This window comes from Streptomyces sp. NBC_01275, from assembly GCF_026340655.1.
Taxonomy (GTDB): Bacteria; Actinomycetota; Actinomycetes; order Streptomycetales; family Streptomycetaceae; genus Streptomyces.
Genome location: NZ_JAPEOZ010000001.1, coordinates 4,875,099 through 4,892,118, shown reverse-complemented (window position 1 = coordinate 4,892,118; position 17,020 = coordinate 4,875,099). Strand labels below are relative to the sequence as shown.

Genomic DNA, 17,020 nt, shown 5'->3' with positions numbered 1-17,020 from the left:
GCGGCGCAAAGACAAACACGCGCTCGTGGAGCCCTTTCAAGGCTCCACACACGCGTGCGGGACGACGTGAAGTACGCGGACGTGAAGTACGCGGACGTACGCCGGTCAGTTGCCGAGGCTGCCCAGGGTGGTGCCCTGGTCCGCGCCGTTCGAGGTCCCGTCGGTCGTGCCGCCGTCGTCGGTGCCGCCGTCCGCCGCCGGGTCGGTCGACGTCGTGTCCGTCGGCTCGTCCGACGGCTGGGCGGTCGTCTGCTCGTCCGACGGCTCGTCCGAGGGCTCGCTGCTGGCCGACTCGGACGGCGAGTACGACGGCGAGTACGACGGCGAGTAGCCCGACCCGGTGTTCGAGCCCGTGCCGCTGTCCGAGGTGTCGTCCGTGGCCGTCTCGCTCGCCTCGTCCGACGGCGTCTCGCTGGCCTGGTCGTCCGTCGCGGACGCGGTGCTGCTCGGGGACTTCGTGGGATCGGTCTCGCCGCTGCCCGAGCCCTTGCCCTGCAGCGCGAGCGCGACGCCCGCCGCGATGGCGATCACCGCGAGGACGGCGAGGATCCACAGCTTGCCCCGGCCGCTGCCCCGGTTGCCGTGGCCCTCGAAACCGCCGTCGTCGCCGCCTCCGTAGCCCGAGGGCAGGATCGGCTGGGGGATCTGCGAGGTGCTGGAGCCGTCGCCGTGGTGCGGCATCACCGTGGTACCGCCCGCGAAGCCGCCCGAGGCGGGTCCGCGGCCGTCGTTCAGAGCGACCGGGCCGGTGTTCCAGGTGCCGGTGTGGCCGCCCTGGTCGTACAGCATCTGCAGGCCGTACTGGATGAGCCCGCGCATCTCCTCGGCCGTCTGGAAACGGTCGTCCGGGTCCTTGGCGAGGGAACGCATGACAAGGCCGTCGAGCTCCGGCGGGCAGGCGCCCTCCGAGGTCCGCGACGGCGGCACCGGGATGTCCTGCACATGCTGGTAGACCACCGACAGCGGCGTCTCGCCGGTGAACGGAGGCCGCAGCGCGAGCAGTTCGTACAGCAGGCAGCCCGTCGCGTACAGGTCGGAGCGGTGGTCGACGGCCTTGCCGAGCGCCTGCTCCGGGGAGAGGTACTGCGGCGTGCCCATGACCATGCCGGTCTGCGTCATCGTCGTGGACGCGCCGTGCAGGGCGCGCGCGATGCCGAAGTCCATCACCTTGACGGCGCCGTTGTGCGTGATGATCACGTTCGCGGGCTTGATGTCGCGGTGCACGATGCCGTGCTGGTGCGAGTAGGCGAGCGCCTCCAGGACGCCGGAGACGATGATCAGGGCCTGCTCGGGCCCGGGCGCCTCGGCGTTGAGGAGCAGGTCGCGGATGGTGCGCCCCTCGACGATCTCCATCACGATGTACGGCACGCTCTGGCCGCCCACGGCGTCCTCGCCGGAGTCGTACACGGCGACGATCGCATGGTGGTTGAGGCCGGCCACCGACTGGGCCTCGCGCGTGAAGCGGGCCTTGGACACCGGGTCCTCGGCGAGGTCGGCGCGCAGCAGCTTGACCGCGACGGTGCGACCGAGACGTACGTCCTCGGCCGCGAACACCTCGGCCATGCCACCCCGGCCGAGTCTGTGGGTGAGCCGGTAACGGCCGTCCCCGACCAGCCCGCCGTTGCCCCAGTTCTCCGGCGCATCTGACATACCGCCGCCAGTCGCCTCGGGGTCGGACGGGCCCTGAGCGCGCTGCTGTGCCATCAGTCCTCGCCGTCGTTTCTGCCCGCGGTGCGCGCGGTGTTGTCACGGTCTCCGTCGGCCACGCTACAGCCTTCCCGCAAGCCGCCGGTCCGGGGCGATCCCGAGTACCGGTCCGGGACGGACCGGTCATCAAACCCGTAGCGCGGTGCGGCGTGCAAATTCTGTGTACCGGTCGTACGGCACCTGTAACGCTTCCGCGACGCTTCTTTCTCGTAGGGTCACGGAACGGGCACCGAGCTTGACGTGTCGGTGCCCTGAGGCAGACTTGGCCGGGAATAGCACATTGGATCACTGGATCGAGCGGCCGATCACTGCACTGATCGCCGGATCGATCACCGGGGCGACGACAATCGCCGGCGCCGGAAGGCTATGGGGGAAGCGGAACATGAGCCAGGACGGCGCACAGGGCCGGTACGCGGGGCGGGCGCTCGCCGGCGGCCGCTATCAGCTGCGCGACTTGCTCGGCGAGGGCGGCATGGCCTCGGTGCACCTCGCCTACGACGCCGTGCTCGACCGGCAGGTCGCGGTCAAGACGCTGCACACCGAACTCGGCCGCGAGCAGGCCTTCCGCGAGCGCTTCCGCCGCGAGGCCCAGGCCGTGGCCAAGCTCACGCACACCAACATCGTCTCGGTCTTCGACACCGGCGAGGACGATGTGGACGGGCTGACGACGCCGTACATCGTCATGGAGTACATCGAGGGCCGCCCGCTCGGCTCGGTGCTCGACGAGGACGTGACGCAGCTGGGCGCGATGCCCGCCGACAAGGCGCTGAAGATCACCGCGGACGTGCTGGCCGCGCTGGAGATCAGTCACGAGATGGGGCTGGTCCACCGCGACATCAAGCCCGGCAACGTGATGATGACCAAGCGCGGCGTCGTCAAGGTGATGGACTTCGGCATCGCGCGCGCCATGCAGTCCGGCGTCACGTCGATGACGCAGACCGGCATGGTCGTCGGCACCCCGCAGTACCTCTCCCCCGAGCAGGCCCTGGGCCGCGGGGTGGACGCGCGCTCCGACCTCTACTCGGTCGGCATCATGCTGTTCCAACTGGTCACCGGGCGGCTGCCGTTCGAGGCTGACTCGCCGCTGGCGATCGCGTACGCGCACGTGCAGGAGGAGCCGGTGGCCCCCTCCTCGATCAACCGGGCGCTGCCGCCGGCGGTGGACGCGCTGATCGCCCGCGCGCTGAAGAAGAACCCGAACGAGCGTTTCCCGACCGCCGTCGCCATGCGCGACGAGTGCCTGCGCGTCTCCGCCTCCTTCCAGGCGGCCCCGCCGAGCATCGTCCCGGGCATCCCGACGCAGAGCGGCTCGGGCGTCGGCTCCGCGGTGTTCCCGCCGGTCGGCCAGGGCGCCCAGCCGCCCGTCGCCGGCGTCCAGACGCCGTACCAGCCGCCCCAGACCCCGACGCCGAACCCGTACGGCGGTCCCACCCCGGTCCCCTCCTACGGCTACCCGCAGCAGGGCGGCTACCAGACGCCCGCCCCGCCGTACGGCCACCAGCAGGCGCCGCACACGCCCCCGGCGTACAACCTCAGCCCTCAGCCCTCGACCACGGCGCCCTCCGGCGGTGGCCGCAAGGGCAACAAGGCGGTCGTCGTCGGCTCGACCCTCGTCGCCGTGCTGGCGGTCGGCGGTCTCCTCGTCAGCCTCGCGCTGCAGGGCGGCTCGGACGACGAGGGCGGCACGGGCGGCTCCAGCGCCTCGCCGTCGGCGACGACGGTGGCGGGCTACCGCGGTCCGGACACGTCCAAGTCGATCGACTCGACCGAGTGCTCGGAGCCGCAGGAGTCGTACAACGACCCCGACAAGATCCAGGTGCCCAACTTCAAGTTCAAGTACGTCAAGTCGGTCAAGGACTGCTTCCAGGCCGCCGGTTGGCAGTACAAGGTCACGAACGTCGACGAGAACACGTACGGCGAGGGCGCGGTCATGGACCAGTTCCCCTCCGCCGGGACGGACGTCGACCCCGAGGACATGCCCGAGATCGAGATCAAGGTGTCGACGGGCAACCCGGCGTCCTGACGCCGTACGCGTGAGGCACACGCGAAACCGCACGCGAAACCACAGGTGAAAGGGCCCTGCGCGGGATGCGCCGGGCCCTTTGTGGTCTGTTGTCGGTCCCGCTTCTCTAGAGGTACGGCCCGCCCGCCCGGCCGCCCGCGCGCGGGTCGTCGTCGCCCTCGTGGCTCACACCCGGCGGCAGCGCGCGACGCATCTGCTCCAACTGGGCGCGCGCGGCCATCTGCTGGGCGAACAACGTGGTCTGGATGCCGTGGAAGAGGCCCTCCAGCCAGCCGACCAACTGAGCCTGCGCGATCCGCAGTTCCGCGTCGCTCGGCGTCGACTCCTCGTTGAACGGCAGGGAGAGCCGCTCCAACTCCTCGACCAGCTCCGGCGCCAGACCGTCCTCCAGCTCCTTCACCGAGCTCGCGTGGATCTCCTTGAGCCGGACCCGGCTGGCCTCGTCCAGGGGAGCCGCCCGCACCTCCTCCAGCAGCTGCTTGATCATGCTGCCGATCCTCATGACCTTCGCCGGCTGCTCGACCTGCTCCGTCACCGGGATCTCACGGGAGTCCTCGTCAGCGTCGACGCCGCCCAGTGCCATGCCGTCCTGACCTACGACCAGGATCCTCTGGGCATTCTCCGGCGACCTTTCGTTCCTCGGCATCTCCATGCCGCCATTCTCTCGCACCCGTACACCTCATCACCGAGGTGCCCCCCGTGAAGGGTGATCCACCATTTCCGTTCGGCGCAGTCCGCAGTGCGGCTCATATCCCTGAATGTGACGCTTATGGCGTCTTTTCCTTGGCGACCAGGCAGCGGGAGGGGGTCACGAGCGTGACTCCATGGCGGTGGACGTGGTGTGCGGTGGGAGCGAGCGTGGTGCTGCTCCCGTACGGAGGCGCTTCGTCGTACGCGGCCGTCTCGGCGTACGGGACGGTATCGGCGTACGCAGGCGGGTCGTCGTACGGCAGCGTGTCGACGCCGGTCGAGTCGCGCCCCTCGCCGTCCCCGTCCCCCTCCGCGTCCTCCCCCGGGGAGCCCGACCGTGCCGGAAGCCGGGCGGGCGAGGGGCGGGCGCGGCCCGGGCGAGGGAACGCGACGGAGGACCGGGGCGAGCAGGACGAGGACTCGGGCGCGGACGAGGACGAGGGGGAGGACGACGGCGAGACGAGCGACGGTACGGAGGTCTCCGGCGTCGACTCCTCCGCCGTACCGGAGTCGCCGCCGGAGGACGTCGTCGCTCCCGTGCCCTCCGCGGCGCCGCCGGATGCCGTTCGGCAGGCCGCGACGCAGGGGGAGCGGGCCGAAGACGAGCCGGTGCTCCGGATCCTGCCGCTGGGCAGCGGTCTGGTCCTCATCGGCCTGGGCCTCGCCCTCGCCCTCGCCGCGCTGCGTCTTCGGCGCGGCTAGGACGCGGCGAGAGCCGAGCCAGGGCTCCGTCAGGGCGCGACCAGCAGGACCTTGCCGACGTGACTGCTCTCCTCGACGATCCGGTGGGCGGCGGGCGCGTCGCTCATCGGGAGTTCCCGGTCGACCACGGGACGTACCTGGCCGGCGTCGAGCAGGGGCCAGACGTGTTCGCGTACGGCGGCGACGATGGCCGTCTTCTCCGCCGGCGGGCGGGCCCGCAGCGAGGTCGCGCTGATGGCCGCGCGCTTGGTGAGCAGCGCGGCGATGTTCAGCTCGGCCTTGATCCCGCCCTGCATCCCGATGATCGCGAGCCGCCCGTTGACGGCGAGGGCGCGGACGTTGCGGTCCAGGTACTTCGCGCCCATGTTGTCGAGGATGACGTCGGCGCCGGCACCGCCCGTGGCCTGCTCGATCTCGGTGACGAAGTCCTGCTCGCGGTAGTTGATCAGGACGTCCGCGCCCAGCTCGGCGCACTGGTCCAGCTTCTCCTTGGTGCCCGCGGTGACGGCGACCCTCGCGCCGACGGCCTTGGCCAGCTGGATCGCCATGGTGCCGATGCCGCTGGAGCCGCCGTGCACGAGCAGCGTCTCGCCGGGGCGCAGGTGGGAGATCATGAAGACGTTCGACCAGACCGTGCAGGTCACCTCGGGGAGCGCGGCGGCCCGCCGAAGGTCGATCCCCTTGGGCACGGGCAGCAGCTGACCGGCCGGGACGGCGACCTTCTCGGCGTATCCACCGCCCGCGAGCAGCGCGCACACCTCGTCGCCGACCGCCCAGCCGGAGACTCCGGGGCCGATCGCGGCGATGCGGCCGGAGCACTCCAGGCCGGGGTAGGGGGACGCGCCCGGCGGCGGGTTGTAGAAACCCTGCCGTTGCAGGATGTCGGCCCGGTTGACGGCGCTGGCCGCCACCTCGACCAGCACCTCGCCCTCGCCGGCCACCGGATCGGGGACCTCGTTCCACACCAGCGCCTCGGGCCCACCAGGTTCGGGAATCGTGATCGCATGCATGAGAGGGACGCTACCCCCGACGCTCAGGCCGGGGGGAGCGGCGGGACGCCGGGCCCGTAGGGCGCGCCCAGCCCGCCAGGCGAGCTGTCCGAGCTCACCCGCACGATCGTGACCAGACGGTCGGTCGGCTCCAGTGCGCCGATGGCGGGATCGTCGTAGCCGAGGACCCGGTGCCCCCGGATGACGCTCACCACCAGGTCGTCCGTCTCGCGCGGGCCGCGGCCCGCCTCGGCCTTGGTGACGGGCCGTTCGACGAGGTCGAGGCCGCTGCCCTGCTGTATGAGGTCCTCCATGACCAGACCGGCCGCGGGACTGAGCACGGACAGGCCCAGAAGGCGGCCGGCCGCGCCGGCGCTGGTGATGACCTCGTCGGCGCCGGACTGCCGCAGCAGCGGGGCGTTCTCCTCCTCGCGCACGGCGGCCACGATCTTCGCGCCGGGGTTGAGCTGGCGGGCCGTCAGCGCCACGAGCACCGCCGTGTCGTCGCGCTCGGTCGCGATGACGATCCGGCCCGCCCGCTGCACCTCGGCCCGCCGCAGCACGTCACTGCGCGTCGCGTCCCCGACCACGCCCTCGTAGCCCTCGGCCGTCGCCGCCTCGATCGCCTTCGCGCTGGGGTCGATCACGACGACCTGCTCCTTGCGCAGCCCCGAGGCACAGGCCGTCCGGATCGCGGACCGCCCCTTCGTGCCGAAGCCGACGACGACAGTGTGGTCGCGCAAGGGGACCTCCGGAGCGCTGGGCGAAACCTGGACGTGGACTCGTGTTGCTTCACGGCGGGCGCCGACCCGCCGGGAACCATGGTGCCCACCGAACCGATCACCATCACAGGGGGCACACGATGACGGACCACGAACGGCAGCAGTCCAAGGCGGACAGACTTCCGCTCCTGCGGTCCCTCTGGTATCGCTCCCGCAGAGAGGCCCGGGACGACGCCGAGGCGGGCCGCTCCATCACGATGCCGGTGCGCACCGCGACGCCCCCGCTCCTGCAGGTGATACGGCGCCTCGCGCTGGCCCTGCTGGTGCTGGCCCTCACCACGCTGATCGTCTACGTCGACCGCGACGGCTACAACGACAACTCCGACCAGTCCGTCGACCTCCTCGACGCCGCCTACTACGCCACCGTCACCCTCTCCACCACGGGCTACGGCGACATCACCCCGGTCAGCGACACGGCTCGGCTGATCAACATCCTCGTCATCACACCGCTGCGCGTGGTGTTCCTGATCATCCTGGTCGGCACGACCCTGGAGGTGCTCACCGAGCGCACCCGCCAGCAGGTCCGCATCCACCGCTGGCGCGCCCGCACCCGCGACCACGTCGTGGTCGTCGGATACGGCACGAAGGGCCGCCACGCGGTGCAGACGCTCGTCGGACAGGGCATCGCCAAGGACCGGATCGTGATCGTGGACGCCCAGCGCAAGGCCTCCGACGCGGCCGGCGACGACGGACTGGTGACGGTGACCGGGGACGCCACCCGCTCGGAGACGCTCCTCAAGGCCGAGGTGCAGAGCGCCACCCGGGTGATCGTCGCCCCGCAGCGCGACGACACGGCCGCGCTGGTCACGCTCACCGCTCGCCAGCTGAACCGGCGCGCCACGATCGTGGTCGCCGCCCGGGAGGACGAGAACGTGCCCCTGCTCAAGCAGAGCGGCGCGGACACCGTGGTCACCAGCTCCAGCTCCGCCGGCCGACTGCTCGGCGTCTCGATGGTCAGCCCGACCGTGGCCAGGACCCTGGAGGACCTGATGACCCTCGGCAGCGGCCTCGACCTCCTCGAACGCCCCGTCACCAAGGAGGAGACGGGACAGCCGCCCCGCAGCTGCGCGGACCTGGTCGTGGCCGTCGTCCGAGGCAAGGAACTGCTGGACTACGCCGACCCCCGACTCACCCGCCTCCAGTCGGGCGACCGCGTGATCACGGTCAGCCGGGCCACGACAGCCGATCAGGCGTGACGGCATTCGGGTCGAGCGGGACGATGTTTCACGTGAAACGCCGCCGAATGGCTACCGTTCCACTGAACTTCGGCTGTTTGCCGATCTTCGACCGTTTCACGTGAAACATGCGCCGATCCCTGCCGTAGCCCACGGCAGGTCGAGAAGTTCCGTCTCCTGACCCGCCTGCGAACCGCCCGGCGGTACGACGGCGAGGGCGTCGGCCGCCGCGATGCCCCGCAGCATGGCGGGCCCGTTGTAGTGCAGCGGCATGGCATGGTCGCCCCGCAGGACGACCGGAATGAGCCGGGTGTCGTACGGGTGCCCGTGCGCCGCCTCCCTCAGCCGCAGCGCGTAGCGCTCCGGGGCCGGGCGACCGGCGAGGGTGCGCAGCAGGGGCTCGGCGAGCGTGAGCAGCCCGGAGACGGCCGCGAGGGGGTTTCCGGGCAGGCCGACGAGGTGCTGGTCGTCCTTGACGCGGGCCAGCAGCATGGGGTGGCCGGGGCGCACCTTGACGCCGTCGACGAGGAGCTCGGCGCCGATGCGGCGCAGGGTGGGGTGCACATGGTCGACGGGTCCTGAGGCGGTGCCCCCGGTGGTGACGATCAGGTCGGCGTCGGATGCCGTGACGGCCTGGTGGAGGGCTTCCGCGTCGTCGCCGAGCCTGCGCACGGCGATGACCTCGGCCCCCAGCGCCCGCAGCCACGGCGGCAGCATCGGGCCGAGCGCGTCCCGGATGAGGCCGTCGTGCGGCCGACCCTCGGTGAGCAGTTCGTCGCCGAGGACGAGCACCTCGACCCGGGGACGCGGTACGGCGGCCAGCGTGTCGTACCCGGCGGCCGCGGCGAGCCCGAGGACGGCCGGGGTCACCACCGCCCCGGTGGGCAGCAACTGGTCGCCGCTACGGCACTCCTGGCCCCGGGGGCGGATGTCCTGGCCGTGGCTCATGTCCCGGGTGGGATGCAGCCGGGCCTTGTCGTCGGCGCGGCCGTGCTCGCTGCGCAGGACCGCGGTGGTGTCCGGGGGGATCCGGGCGCCGGTGGCGATCCGGACGGCCTCGCCGTCGGCGAGCGGCGCGGGCGCGGTGCTTCCGGCCAGCACGCCCTCGTCCCGGACGCGCCAAGGGCCGGGGCCCGCGACCGCCCAGCCGTCCATGGCGGAGGTGTCGAAGGAGGGCAGGTCGGTGAGGGCGGTCAGCGGGGCGGCCAGGACCAGGCCGAGGGCGTCGCCGAGGCTCACGGAGACGGGGGCCCGGCGGGCGGCGCCGGCCCGGGCGGCCCGGGCGGCGATCTTGCGCGCCTCGGGCCAGAGGGTGGCCCGGTGACCTGCCTCCGGGGCGGTCCCCGGGGCGTGGGAGGCGCGGGGGCCTCGGTCCGCGCCCCGCGCGGCCGTCGGCACGGTCGCGGGGCCGCGGTCGTCGGCGGGGCGGGCGGAGCCGTTGCCGTCCTTCACGAGGGCGAGCGCCTCCTCGACGTCGAAGTCCTCGGCGTCGAGGCCCTGCCGGGCGCCGCGGGCGGTCATCCGGCGTCCGGCCCGGGGGCGCCGGGCCCGGTGGGGGTGTCCTTCTCGGCCTTCTCCGCTTTCTCAGCCCTCTCGGCCTTCTCCGCCTCGGCCTCCTCCGCCCATCGCAGCGCCAGCGCGGCCGCCTTGCGGGCGGCCTCGGCGACGGCCTCGGGGCCGCCCTGCGCCTGGGCGGCCGCGTAGCCGACCAGGAAGGTGGTCAGCGGGGCGGCGGGCCGGGCCACTCCGTGGGCGGCGTCACGGGCGAGGTCGAGGAGGACGCCGATGTCGACCTCGAGGTCGATGCCCAGTTCGTCCTTGACTGCGGAAATCCATTCATCCAACACGTGGCCATGCTCCCTGATCCGTGCCCTGGCGGTGGCGATGTCGTCCCAGGTGTCGCAGTCGAAGGACGCGACCGGGTCGGGGACGCGGGTGAGGTCGAGCCCGGCGGTCAGCCGGCGCAGGGGCAGCCCGGTGAGGCCGCCGCCGGACCCGGTCGCGGAGAGCGCCGTCAGTTCGCGGCGCAGGGCGGCCGTGCGGTAGGCGGCGACGAGCGGCTGGTCACGGCCGTCGGCGTCGGTGAGCAGCGCGCCCTCGGCCCCGTCGGCGTGCAGGGCGGCCAGCAGCCGCCGGACCGTGTCCGCCGCGAGGAAGGGCAGGTCGGCGGAGAGGACGAGGACGTCGTCCGCCGTGGCGCGGCCGAGTCCGGCGGCGAGGGCGGCGACGGGTCCGCCGCCGGGCGGGTCCTCGCGCGCCCAGCGCACCGGGCGCGCGGTGGGCCGGGGGGCGGCGACGACGACGGTCGTCCGCGCGTCGGCGCAGGCCCCCAGGACCCGGTCGAGCAGTGCGCGCCCGCCCACCCGCACGCCGGGCTTGTCGGCGCCCCCGAGTCGGCGGGCGCCGCCACCGGCGAGCACCACGGCGTCGTACGCGCCGGTGGTGTCGACGGGCTCGTTCGAGGTCATCCCCCGAGTATGCGTGCCGCCCCGGGGACGGCGGCACCCCCGATCACGGGGAACCCGGAAGCCGACGCGGGATCACAGCGTGCGCAGCAGCACCGCCGGCTGTTCCACGCAGTCCGCCACGTACCGCAGGAAGCCTCCGGCCGTGCCGCCGTCGCACACCCGGTGGTCGAAGGTGAGCGAGAGCTGGACGACCTGGCGCACCGCCAGCTCGCCCTCGTGCACCCAGGGCTTGGGGATGATGCGGCCGACGCCGAGCATGGCCGCCTCGGGGTGGTTGACGATCGGCGTGGAGCCGTCGACGCCGAACACTCCGTAGTTGTTCAGCGTGAAGGTCCCGCCGGTCAGCTCAGCGGGGGTGAGACGGCCCGCCCGCGCGGTCTCGGTGAGCCGGGCGAACTCCGCGGTGAGCCCCTCGGCGTCCCGGGTGTGCGCTTCGCGGACGACGGGCACGACGAGCCCGCGCTCGGTCTGCGCGGCGAAGCCGAGGTGCACGGAGTCGAGCCGGACGATCTCCCTGGCCTCCATGTCCACGGTGGAGTTCAGCTCGGGGAAGCGGGCGAGGGCCGCGGTGCAGATGCGTGCCAGCAGGGCCAGTAGGGCGATCTTCGGGCCGCCGGTCGCGTTCATCGCCGTACGGGCGCGCATCAGCTCCGTCGCGTCGGCGTCCACCCAGCAGGTCGCGTCCGGGATCTCGCGGCGGCTGCGGGAGAGCTTGTCGGCGACCGCGCCCCGGACGCCCTTGAGGGGGATGCGGTGGCCGTCGGCCGGGGGGCCGACGGGCGTCGGCTCGGGTGCCGGTGTCCGCAGCGCGTTCTCCACGTCCGCGCGCAGGATCAGTCCTTCGGGGCCCGAGCCGGTCAGCTCCCGCAGGTCCAGGCCGTTCTCACGGGCGAGCCGGCGCACCAGCGGGGAGATCACGGGGACCGGCTCGTCCGTCGCCCTGGTGGGGACGGCGGGCGCAGGGGCGGCGACGGCGGCGGACACAGTGGGCGCCGGCTGGACCGGCCGTACGCGCCTGCGTCGCGCCGGCGCCTCGGAAGTGCCGTAGCCCACCAGCACGTTGCCCGAGCCCTCGGCCTCGCCGCCGGTGGCCGGCGTGCCGACCGCGACCGTGATCAGCGGGGCCCCGACGGGCAGTTCGGCGCCCTCCTCGCCGAAGCGGGCGGTGACCACGCCGCCGTAGGGGCAGGGCACCTCGACCATCGCCTTGGCCGTCTCGACCTCGACGACCGGCTGGTCGACGGCGACGACGTCGCCGACCTGGACGAGCCAGCGCACGATCTCCGCCTCGGTGAGTCCCTCCCCGAGGTCGGGGAGCTTGAACTCCAGTACCTGTGCCATCAGTTCTCGGCCTCCCACTGCAGCCGGGCCACGGCGTCCAGGATGCGGTCGACGCCGGGCAGGTGGTGGCGCTCCAGCATCGGCGGCGGGTAGGGGAGGTCGAAGCCGGCGACGCGCAGGACCGGGGCCTCCAGGTGGTGGAAGCAGCGCTCCGTGACGCGGGCCGCGATCTCCCCGCCCGGGCCGCCGAAGGAGCCCGACTCATGGACGACGACCGCGCGGCCGGTCCGCCGTACCGAGGCGCAGACCGTCTCGTCGTCGAAGGGCACCAGGGAGCGCAGGTCGACGACTTCCAGGTCCCAGCCCTCGGCGCGGGCCGCCTCGGCGGCTTCGAGGCAGACCGGGACCGACGGCCCGTATGTGATCAGTGTGGCGCTGCGGCCCGGGCGGCGCACCACCGCGCGGCCGATCGGCTCGACGGGCTGCGGGTCCTCGGGGTTCCAGGTGTCCTTGGACCAGTAGAGACGCTTGGGTTCGAGGAGGACGACCGGGTCGTCGGAGGCGATGGCGGCGCGCAGCAGGCCGTAGGCGTCGGCGACCGTGGCGGGCGTGACGACATGGAGGCCCGGGGTCGCCATGTAGTAGGCCTCGGAGGAGTCGCTGTGGTGCTCGACGCCGCCGATGCCGCCGCCGTAGGGCACGCGGACGGTGATCGGCAGGGGCATCCGGCCACGGGTGCGGTTGCGCATCCGGGCGACATGGCTGATGAGCTGCTCGAACGCCGGGTAGGCGAAGGCGTCGAACTGCATCTCCACCACCGGGCGCAGTCCGTACATGGCCATGCCGACGGCGGTGCCGAGGATGCCCGCCTCGGCGAGCGGGGTGTCGGTGCAGCGGTCCTCGCCGAACTCCGCGGCGAGTCCGTCGGTGACCCGGAAGACTCCGCCGAGGGCGCCCACGTCCTCGCCCAGGACGTGCACGGACGGGTCGGCGGCCATCGCGTCGCGCAGCGCGCGCGTGAGGGCCTGCGCCATGGTGGCCGGCTTGAGGGCGACGGTGGTCATCGGTGCGCGCTCCCCTGGTCACTGCCCCGGTCACTGCCCTGGTCGGCGTGCTCGGCCTCGAGCTCCGCCCGCAGCAGGGCCTGCTGCTCCCGCAGCTGGGGGGTGGGTTCGGCGTACACGTGGGCGAACAGGTCCATCGGGTCGAGGACCGGGTCCTGGTTCATCCGGGCGCGCAGGTCGGCGGCCATCGTCTCGGCGGCGTCCCGCGCGGCCTGCCGGCCGGCCTCGTCGAGCAGCCCCCGCGCGGTCAGCTCGCGCTCCAGCAGCAGGATCGGGTCGTGCTCACGCCAAGCCTCGACCTCGGCGTCGCCCCGGTAGCGGGTCGCGTCGTCGGCGTTGGTGTGCGCCTCGATGCGGTAGGTCACCGCCTCGACGAGGGTGGGACCGCCGCCCTCGCGCGCGTGCCGTACGGCGTCGGTGAGGACCTGGTGCACGGCGGCCGCGTCGTTGCCGTCGACCAGGCGGCCCGGCATGCCGTACCCGACGGCCTTGTGGGCCAGGGAGGGGGCGGCGGTCTGCTTGGCGAGCGGAACGGAGATCGCGAAGCCGTTGTTCTGGACGAGGAAGACGACCGGGGCCTGCCAGACGGCGGCGAAGTTCAGCGCCTCGTGGAAGTCGCCCTCGCTGGTGCCGCCGTCGCCGACCAGGGCGAGGGCGACCACGTCGTCGCCCTTGAGACGGGCCGCGTGCGCGAGGCCCACGGCGTGCGGGAGCTGGGTGGCGAGCGGGGTGCACAGGGGGGCGACCCGGTGCTCGTAGGGGTCGTAGCCGGTGTGCCAGTCGCCGCGCAGCAGGGTGAGGGCGGCCACGGGGTCCACGCCGCGGGCGACGGCGGCGAGGGTGTCTCGGTAGCTGGGGAAGAGCCAGTCCCGTTCCTCCAGGGCGAGCGCGGCGGCGACCTCGCAGGCCTCCTGGCCGGTGCTGGAGGGGTAGACGGCTAGCCGGCCCTGCTTGGTGAGGGCGGTGGCCTGCGCGTTGTAGCGGCGGCCGCGCACCAGCTGGGCGTACAGCCGGCGCAGCAGCTCGGGGTCGGCCTGCGCGGCCGCTTCGGTGCCGAGGACGCGGTACGGCTCGGCGTCGGGCAGCAGCGGCGCGGGGTCGGTGCGGGGCTGCCAGGCGGGCGGCGGCGTGGGCCGGTACGCGCCCCGCTGCTCCAGGACCGTCATGACGGCACCTCCTCGTGGAAGCGGCTACGGGAGGCGTGTCGTGTGACCCGCCTCACCTACCGATTGTTCGGTCGTCGGCACATTTTGGCTACAGGCACCCTCAGGCTGTGGACAAACGGTTCTCCACAGCCTGAGATGGACGCAGTACGTCCATGACGGAGAGGCGGGGGGACATGGCACCTGAACAAATGGCCGACGGTCCGGACAGCAGCGCCCCGCCGCTGGACGGCCGCGCCCCGCTGCAGGAGGGCGGCGCCCGGCTGCCCGAGAGCACTGCCCTCCTGCCGCAGAGCAGCGCTCCGCTGCCGCCGCCGCGTCCGCTCGACCCCATCGATCAGGACATCCTGCAGATGCTCCAGGCCGACGGCCGCGCCTCGATACGGTCGGTCGCCGAGCGGGTCCACGTCTCGCGCGCCAACGCCTACGCGCGGATCAACCGGCTCATCGAGGACGGCGTCATCCGCGGCTTCGGCGCCCGGGTGAACCACGAGCGCGCGGGTCAGGGGACGAGCGCGTACATCACGCTGAAGATCGTGCAGAACTCCTGGCGCACAGTGCGCGACCAGCTCAGACAGCTGCCCGGCGCCTCGCACATCGCCCTGGTCGGCGGCGATTTCGACGTCCTGCTCCTGGTCCACACGCCCGACAACCGGGCCCTGCGCGAGGTCGTCCTCACCCGGCTCCAGGCGATCCCCGAGGTGCTCAGCACACGCACGCTGCTGGTCTTCGAGGAGGAGGACCTGGAGCCGCAGGGCTAGGACGGGCCGGGACAGGTCCGCGGAGGGACTCAGCGCGCCGTGCGCAGCCCCTCGAAGACCAGCCGCACCACCGCGTCGGCCACCTCGGCCTCGACCATCCCCCGGCCGCCCGGCCGGTACCACTCGACGATCGAGTTGATCATCCCGAAGACCAGCCGCGTCGCGAGCCGCACGTCCACGTCGGCGCGCACGTCCCCCTCGGCGGCGGCCGCCTTCAGCAGCTCGGCGACCCGGTGGTCGAAGTCGCGGCGCCGCTCCAGGGCCCACCGCTCGGTGTCGGTGTTGCCGCGCACCCGCAGCAGCAGCGTCACGTACGGCAGCTCCCCGATGAGCACCTCGACCATGCGCCGTACGACGTACTCCAGGCGCTCCGAGTCGCGTCCCACGCGCGCGTGCTCCTCGTCGAGGATCCCGAAGAGGCCGTCCAGGGCGCGGCTGACGGCCCGGCGCAGCAGCTCCTCCTTGCCGGCGACGTGATGGTAGATCGACGACTTGGAGATGCCGGCCGCCTTGGAGAGGTGCTCCATGGAGGTGCCGTCGTAGCCGCGCTCGTTGAAGACCTGGACGGCGACGGAGAGCAGGGTCTCCGGGGTGTACGTGTCGCGCTTGGCGGTGGTCACGAGGCGCCCTCCCGCTTCTCGGTGGCGTAGGAGTGCCGGTACAGCGCGAGGGACGGCGCGTAGCGGCCGCTGGGGTCGCGGTCGTGCAGGTCGTCCAGGAGGGAGTAGGCCCACATGCGGCCCAGCCGGCGGCTCCACTCGAAGGGGCCGAGCGGGTAGTTCACGCCCAGGCGCATCGCGGTGTCGACGTCCTCCTCGGTGGCCACGCCCTTGGCCACGGCGTCGTGCGCCAGGTCGACGATCCGCGCGACCGTACGGGCGACGATCATGCCGGGGACGTCGCCGATGACGCTGACGTCCTTGCCGAGCGCCTGGAAGAGGCCGATCGCCTCGGACAGGGTCTGCTGGGAGGTGTCCTGGGAGGCGGACAGGGCGATGCGGGTGGCCTTGCGGTAGTCGAGGGCGAGGTCGAAGTAGACGACGTCCCGGAACTCCACCGAGGTCTGTCCGTCGGCGAGGGCCAGCTGGCCGCCGCCCGGCAGCACCAGTCGGGTGCCGTGGTCCTCCTCGTCCTCGCGGACCTGGATGCCCGCCTCGCGGATCAGCGCGAGCACCTCGGAGGCGGGGCCCAGGTCGCCCTCGGCGACGACGTACGCGGGCCGCTGGTGGGGCTCGGCGGTGTGCGGCTCGGCCGGCTCGGCGTCGGCCTGGTGGTCGTACCAGCCCTGGCCGGTCTTGCGGCCGAGGCGGCCCGACTCGACCAGGCGGCGCTGGGCGAGCGAGGGCGTGAAGCGCACGTCCTGGAAGAAGGACTGCCACACGGAGTGCGTGACCGACTCGTTGACGTCCTGCCCGATCAGGTCGGTCAGCTCGAAGGCGCCCATCCGGAAGCCGCCGGACTCGCGCAGGACCGCGTCGATGGTGGCCGGGTCGGCGCCCTGCGCCTCGTAGACGGCGAACGCCTCGGCGTAGAAGGGCCGCGCGATGCGGTTGACGATGAAGCCGGGGGTGTCGGCGCAGGCGACCGGGGTCTTGCCCCACGAGCGGGCGGTCTCGTACGCGCGCGTGGCCGAGGTGACGTCGGTGGCGTGCCCGGAGACGACCTCGACCAGCGGCAGCAGCGGCGCCGGGTTGAAGAAGTGCAGGCCGACGAGGCGGCCCGGGTTGCGCAGCGCGCCTCCGATGGCGGTCACCGACAGGGACGAGGTGTTGGTGGCGAGAAGACAGTCCTCGCCGACGACGTCCTCCAGGCCCCGGAAGAGGTCCTGCTTGGCCGCCAGCTGCTCCAGGACGGCCTCGACGACCAGGGTGCAGTCCGCGAGGTCGGCGAGGCGCTCGGCGGGCAGCAGGCGGGCGCGGGCGGCGTCGCGGTCGGTGGCGGCGAGACGGTTCTTCTCGACGAGCCGGTCGAGGCGCGCGCCGATCGCGGCGGCCGCTTCCCGGGCGCGGCCGGGGACGGTGTCGTACAGCCGTACGACATGGCCCGCGACCAGTGCGACCTGGGCAATGCCCTGGCCCATGGTGCCGGTGCCGACGACGGCCACGGGGCTGCTGAGGTCGAGTGCTGTCATGTGCGCGATCCTCCCGCACGAGGTTTTCCACAGATGCGGCAGGCCCCCTTGTCCCGACCGATCGTTCGGTTACTCTAACTCTGA

At 72.9% G+C, this 17,020-nt stretch carries 14 protein-coding genes and 1 pseudogene; 4 read left to right on the top strand and 11 right to left on the bottom strand.

The genetic code is table 11. The features are described 5' to 3' along the window. Nucleotides 1–105: 105 nt before the first annotated feature. Entirely contained in the window at nt 106–1,704 is a 1,599-nt protein-coding gene (locus tag OG562_RS21535) for a protein kinase (RefSeq protein WP_266400200.1), read from the bottom strand. A 385-nt stretch (nt 1,705–2,089) separates the two neighbouring features. Between OG562_RS21535 and OG562_RS21530 the strand changes: the two genes are divergently transcribed. Then, nucleotides 2,090–3,730, top strand: coding sequence for a protein kinase (locus OG562_RS21530; RefSeq protein WP_266400197.1), 1,641 nt, complete (start codon nt 2,090–2,092; stop codon nt 3,728–3,730). 106 nt (nt 3,731–3,836) lie between these two features. Here OG562_RS21530 and OG562_RS21525 read toward each other — a convergent pair whose 3' ends face one another. Further along, complete coding sequence (locus OG562_RS21525) at nt 3,837–4,382, bottom strand: bacterial proteasome activator family protein (RefSeq protein WP_266400195.1); 546 nt, start codon at nt 4,380–4,382, stop codon at nt 3,837–3,839. 206 nt (nt 4,383–4,588) lie between these two features. On the opposite strand from OG562_RS21525, the gene OG562_RS21520 reads away from it, so the two are divergent. Then, the gene (locus OG562_RS21520; RefSeq protein WP_266400193.1) at nt 4,589–5,122 is read left to right on the top strand and encodes a hypothetical protein; all 534 of its coding nucleotides are present in this window, start codon (nt 4,589–4,591) and stop codon (nt 5,120–5,122) included. Between the two features lie 29 nt (nt 5,123–5,151). Here OG562_RS21520 and OG562_RS21515 read toward each other — a convergent pair whose 3' ends face one another. Further along, nucleotides 5,152–6,132, bottom strand: coding sequence for an NAD(P)H-quinone oxidoreductase (locus OG562_RS21515; protein WP_266400190.1), 981 nt, complete (start codon nt 6,130–6,132; stop codon nt 5,152–5,154). 23 nt (nt 6,133–6,155) lie between these two features. Then, nucleotides 6,156–6,854 (bottom strand): annotated as a pseudogene (locus OG562_RS21510) (TrkA family potassium uptake protein); the annotation flags it as partial. 119 nt (nt 6,855–6,973) lie between these two features. Here OG562_RS21510 and OG562_RS21505 point away from each other — a divergent pair. Beyond that, complete coding sequence (locus OG562_RS21505) at nt 6,974–8,089, top strand: TrkA family potassium uptake protein (RefSeq protein ID WP_266400188.1); 1,116 nt, start codon at nt 6,974–6,976, stop codon at nt 8,087–8,089. A gap of 96 nt (nt 8,090–8,185) precedes the next feature. Here the strand turns inward: OG562_RS21505 and OG562_RS21500 are convergent, their stop codons facing one another. The 5 genes from OG562_RS21500 to pdhA all read right to left on the bottom strand — a co-directional run bounded on the left by OG562_RS21500 (nt 8,186) and on the right by pdhA (nt 14,047). Beyond that, nucleotides 8,186–9,589 carry a molybdopterin molybdotransferase MoeA gene (locus tag OG562_RS21500; RefSeq protein WP_266400186.1) on the bottom strand — a complete coding sequence of 468 codons (1,404 nt, stop codon included), beginning with the start codon at nt 9,587–9,589 and terminating at the stop codon, nt 8,186–8,188. Then, entirely contained in the window at nt 9,586–10,536 is a 951-nt protein-coding gene (locus tag OG562_RS21495; RefSeq protein ID WP_266400183.1) for an NTP transferase domain-containing protein, read from the bottom strand. The genes OG562_RS21500 and OG562_RS21495 overlap by 4 nt, the downstream gene beginning before the upstream one ends. Nucleotides 10,537–10,608: 72 nt before the next feature. Beyond that, nucleotides 10,609–11,877: a dihydrolipoamide acetyltransferase family protein gene (locus tag OG562_RS21490; RefSeq protein ID WP_266400182.1), complete on the bottom strand. Its 1,269-nt coding sequence runs from the start codon at nt 11,875–11,877 to the stop codon at nt 10,609–10,611. Then, nucleotides 11,877–12,881: an alpha-ketoacid dehydrogenase subunit beta gene (locus OG562_RS21485; protein ID WP_266400179.1), complete on the bottom strand. Its 1,005-nt coding sequence runs from the start codon at nt 12,879–12,881 to the stop codon at nt 11,877–11,879. The genes OG562_RS21490 and OG562_RS21485 overlap by 1 nt, the downstream gene beginning before the upstream one ends. Then, the gene (gene pdhA / locus OG562_RS21480; RefSeq protein WP_266400176.1) at nt 12,878–14,047 is read right to left on the bottom strand and encodes a pyruvate dehydrogenase (acetyl-transferring) E1 component subunit alpha; all 1,170 of its coding nucleotides are present in this window, start codon (nt 14,045–14,047) and stop codon (nt 12,878–12,880) included. The genes OG562_RS21485 and pdhA overlap by 4 nt, the downstream gene beginning before the upstream one ends. 173 nt (nt 14,048–14,220) lie before the next feature. Here pdhA and OG562_RS21475 point away from each other — a divergent pair, with 173 nt between their 5' ends. Further along, a complete protein-coding gene (locus OG562_RS21475; RefSeq protein WP_266400174.1) occupies nt 14,221–14,805 on the top strand; it encodes an Lrp/AsnC family transcriptional regulator in 585 nt (194 codons plus the stop codon). 29 nt (nt 14,806–14,834) lie between these two features. Here the strand turns inward: OG562_RS21475 and OG562_RS21470 are convergent, their stop codons facing one another. Both OG562_RS21470 and OG562_RS21465 read right to left on the bottom strand, forming a co-directional pair. Continuing rightward, nucleotides 14,835–15,425 carry a TetR/AcrR family transcriptional regulator gene (locus OG562_RS21470; RefSeq protein ID WP_266400172.1) on the bottom strand — a complete coding sequence of 197 codons (591 nt, stop codon included), beginning with the start codon at nt 15,423–15,425 and terminating at the stop codon, nt 14,835–14,837. Then, a complete protein-coding gene (locus OG562_RS21465) occupies nt 15,422–16,936 on the bottom strand; it encodes a 3-hydroxyacyl-CoA dehydrogenase (RefSeq protein ID WP_266400170.1) in 1,515 nt (504 codons plus the stop codon). The genes OG562_RS21470 and OG562_RS21465 overlap by 4 nt, the downstream gene beginning before the upstream one ends. Between the last annotated feature and the right edge of the window lie 84 nt (nt 16,937–17,020).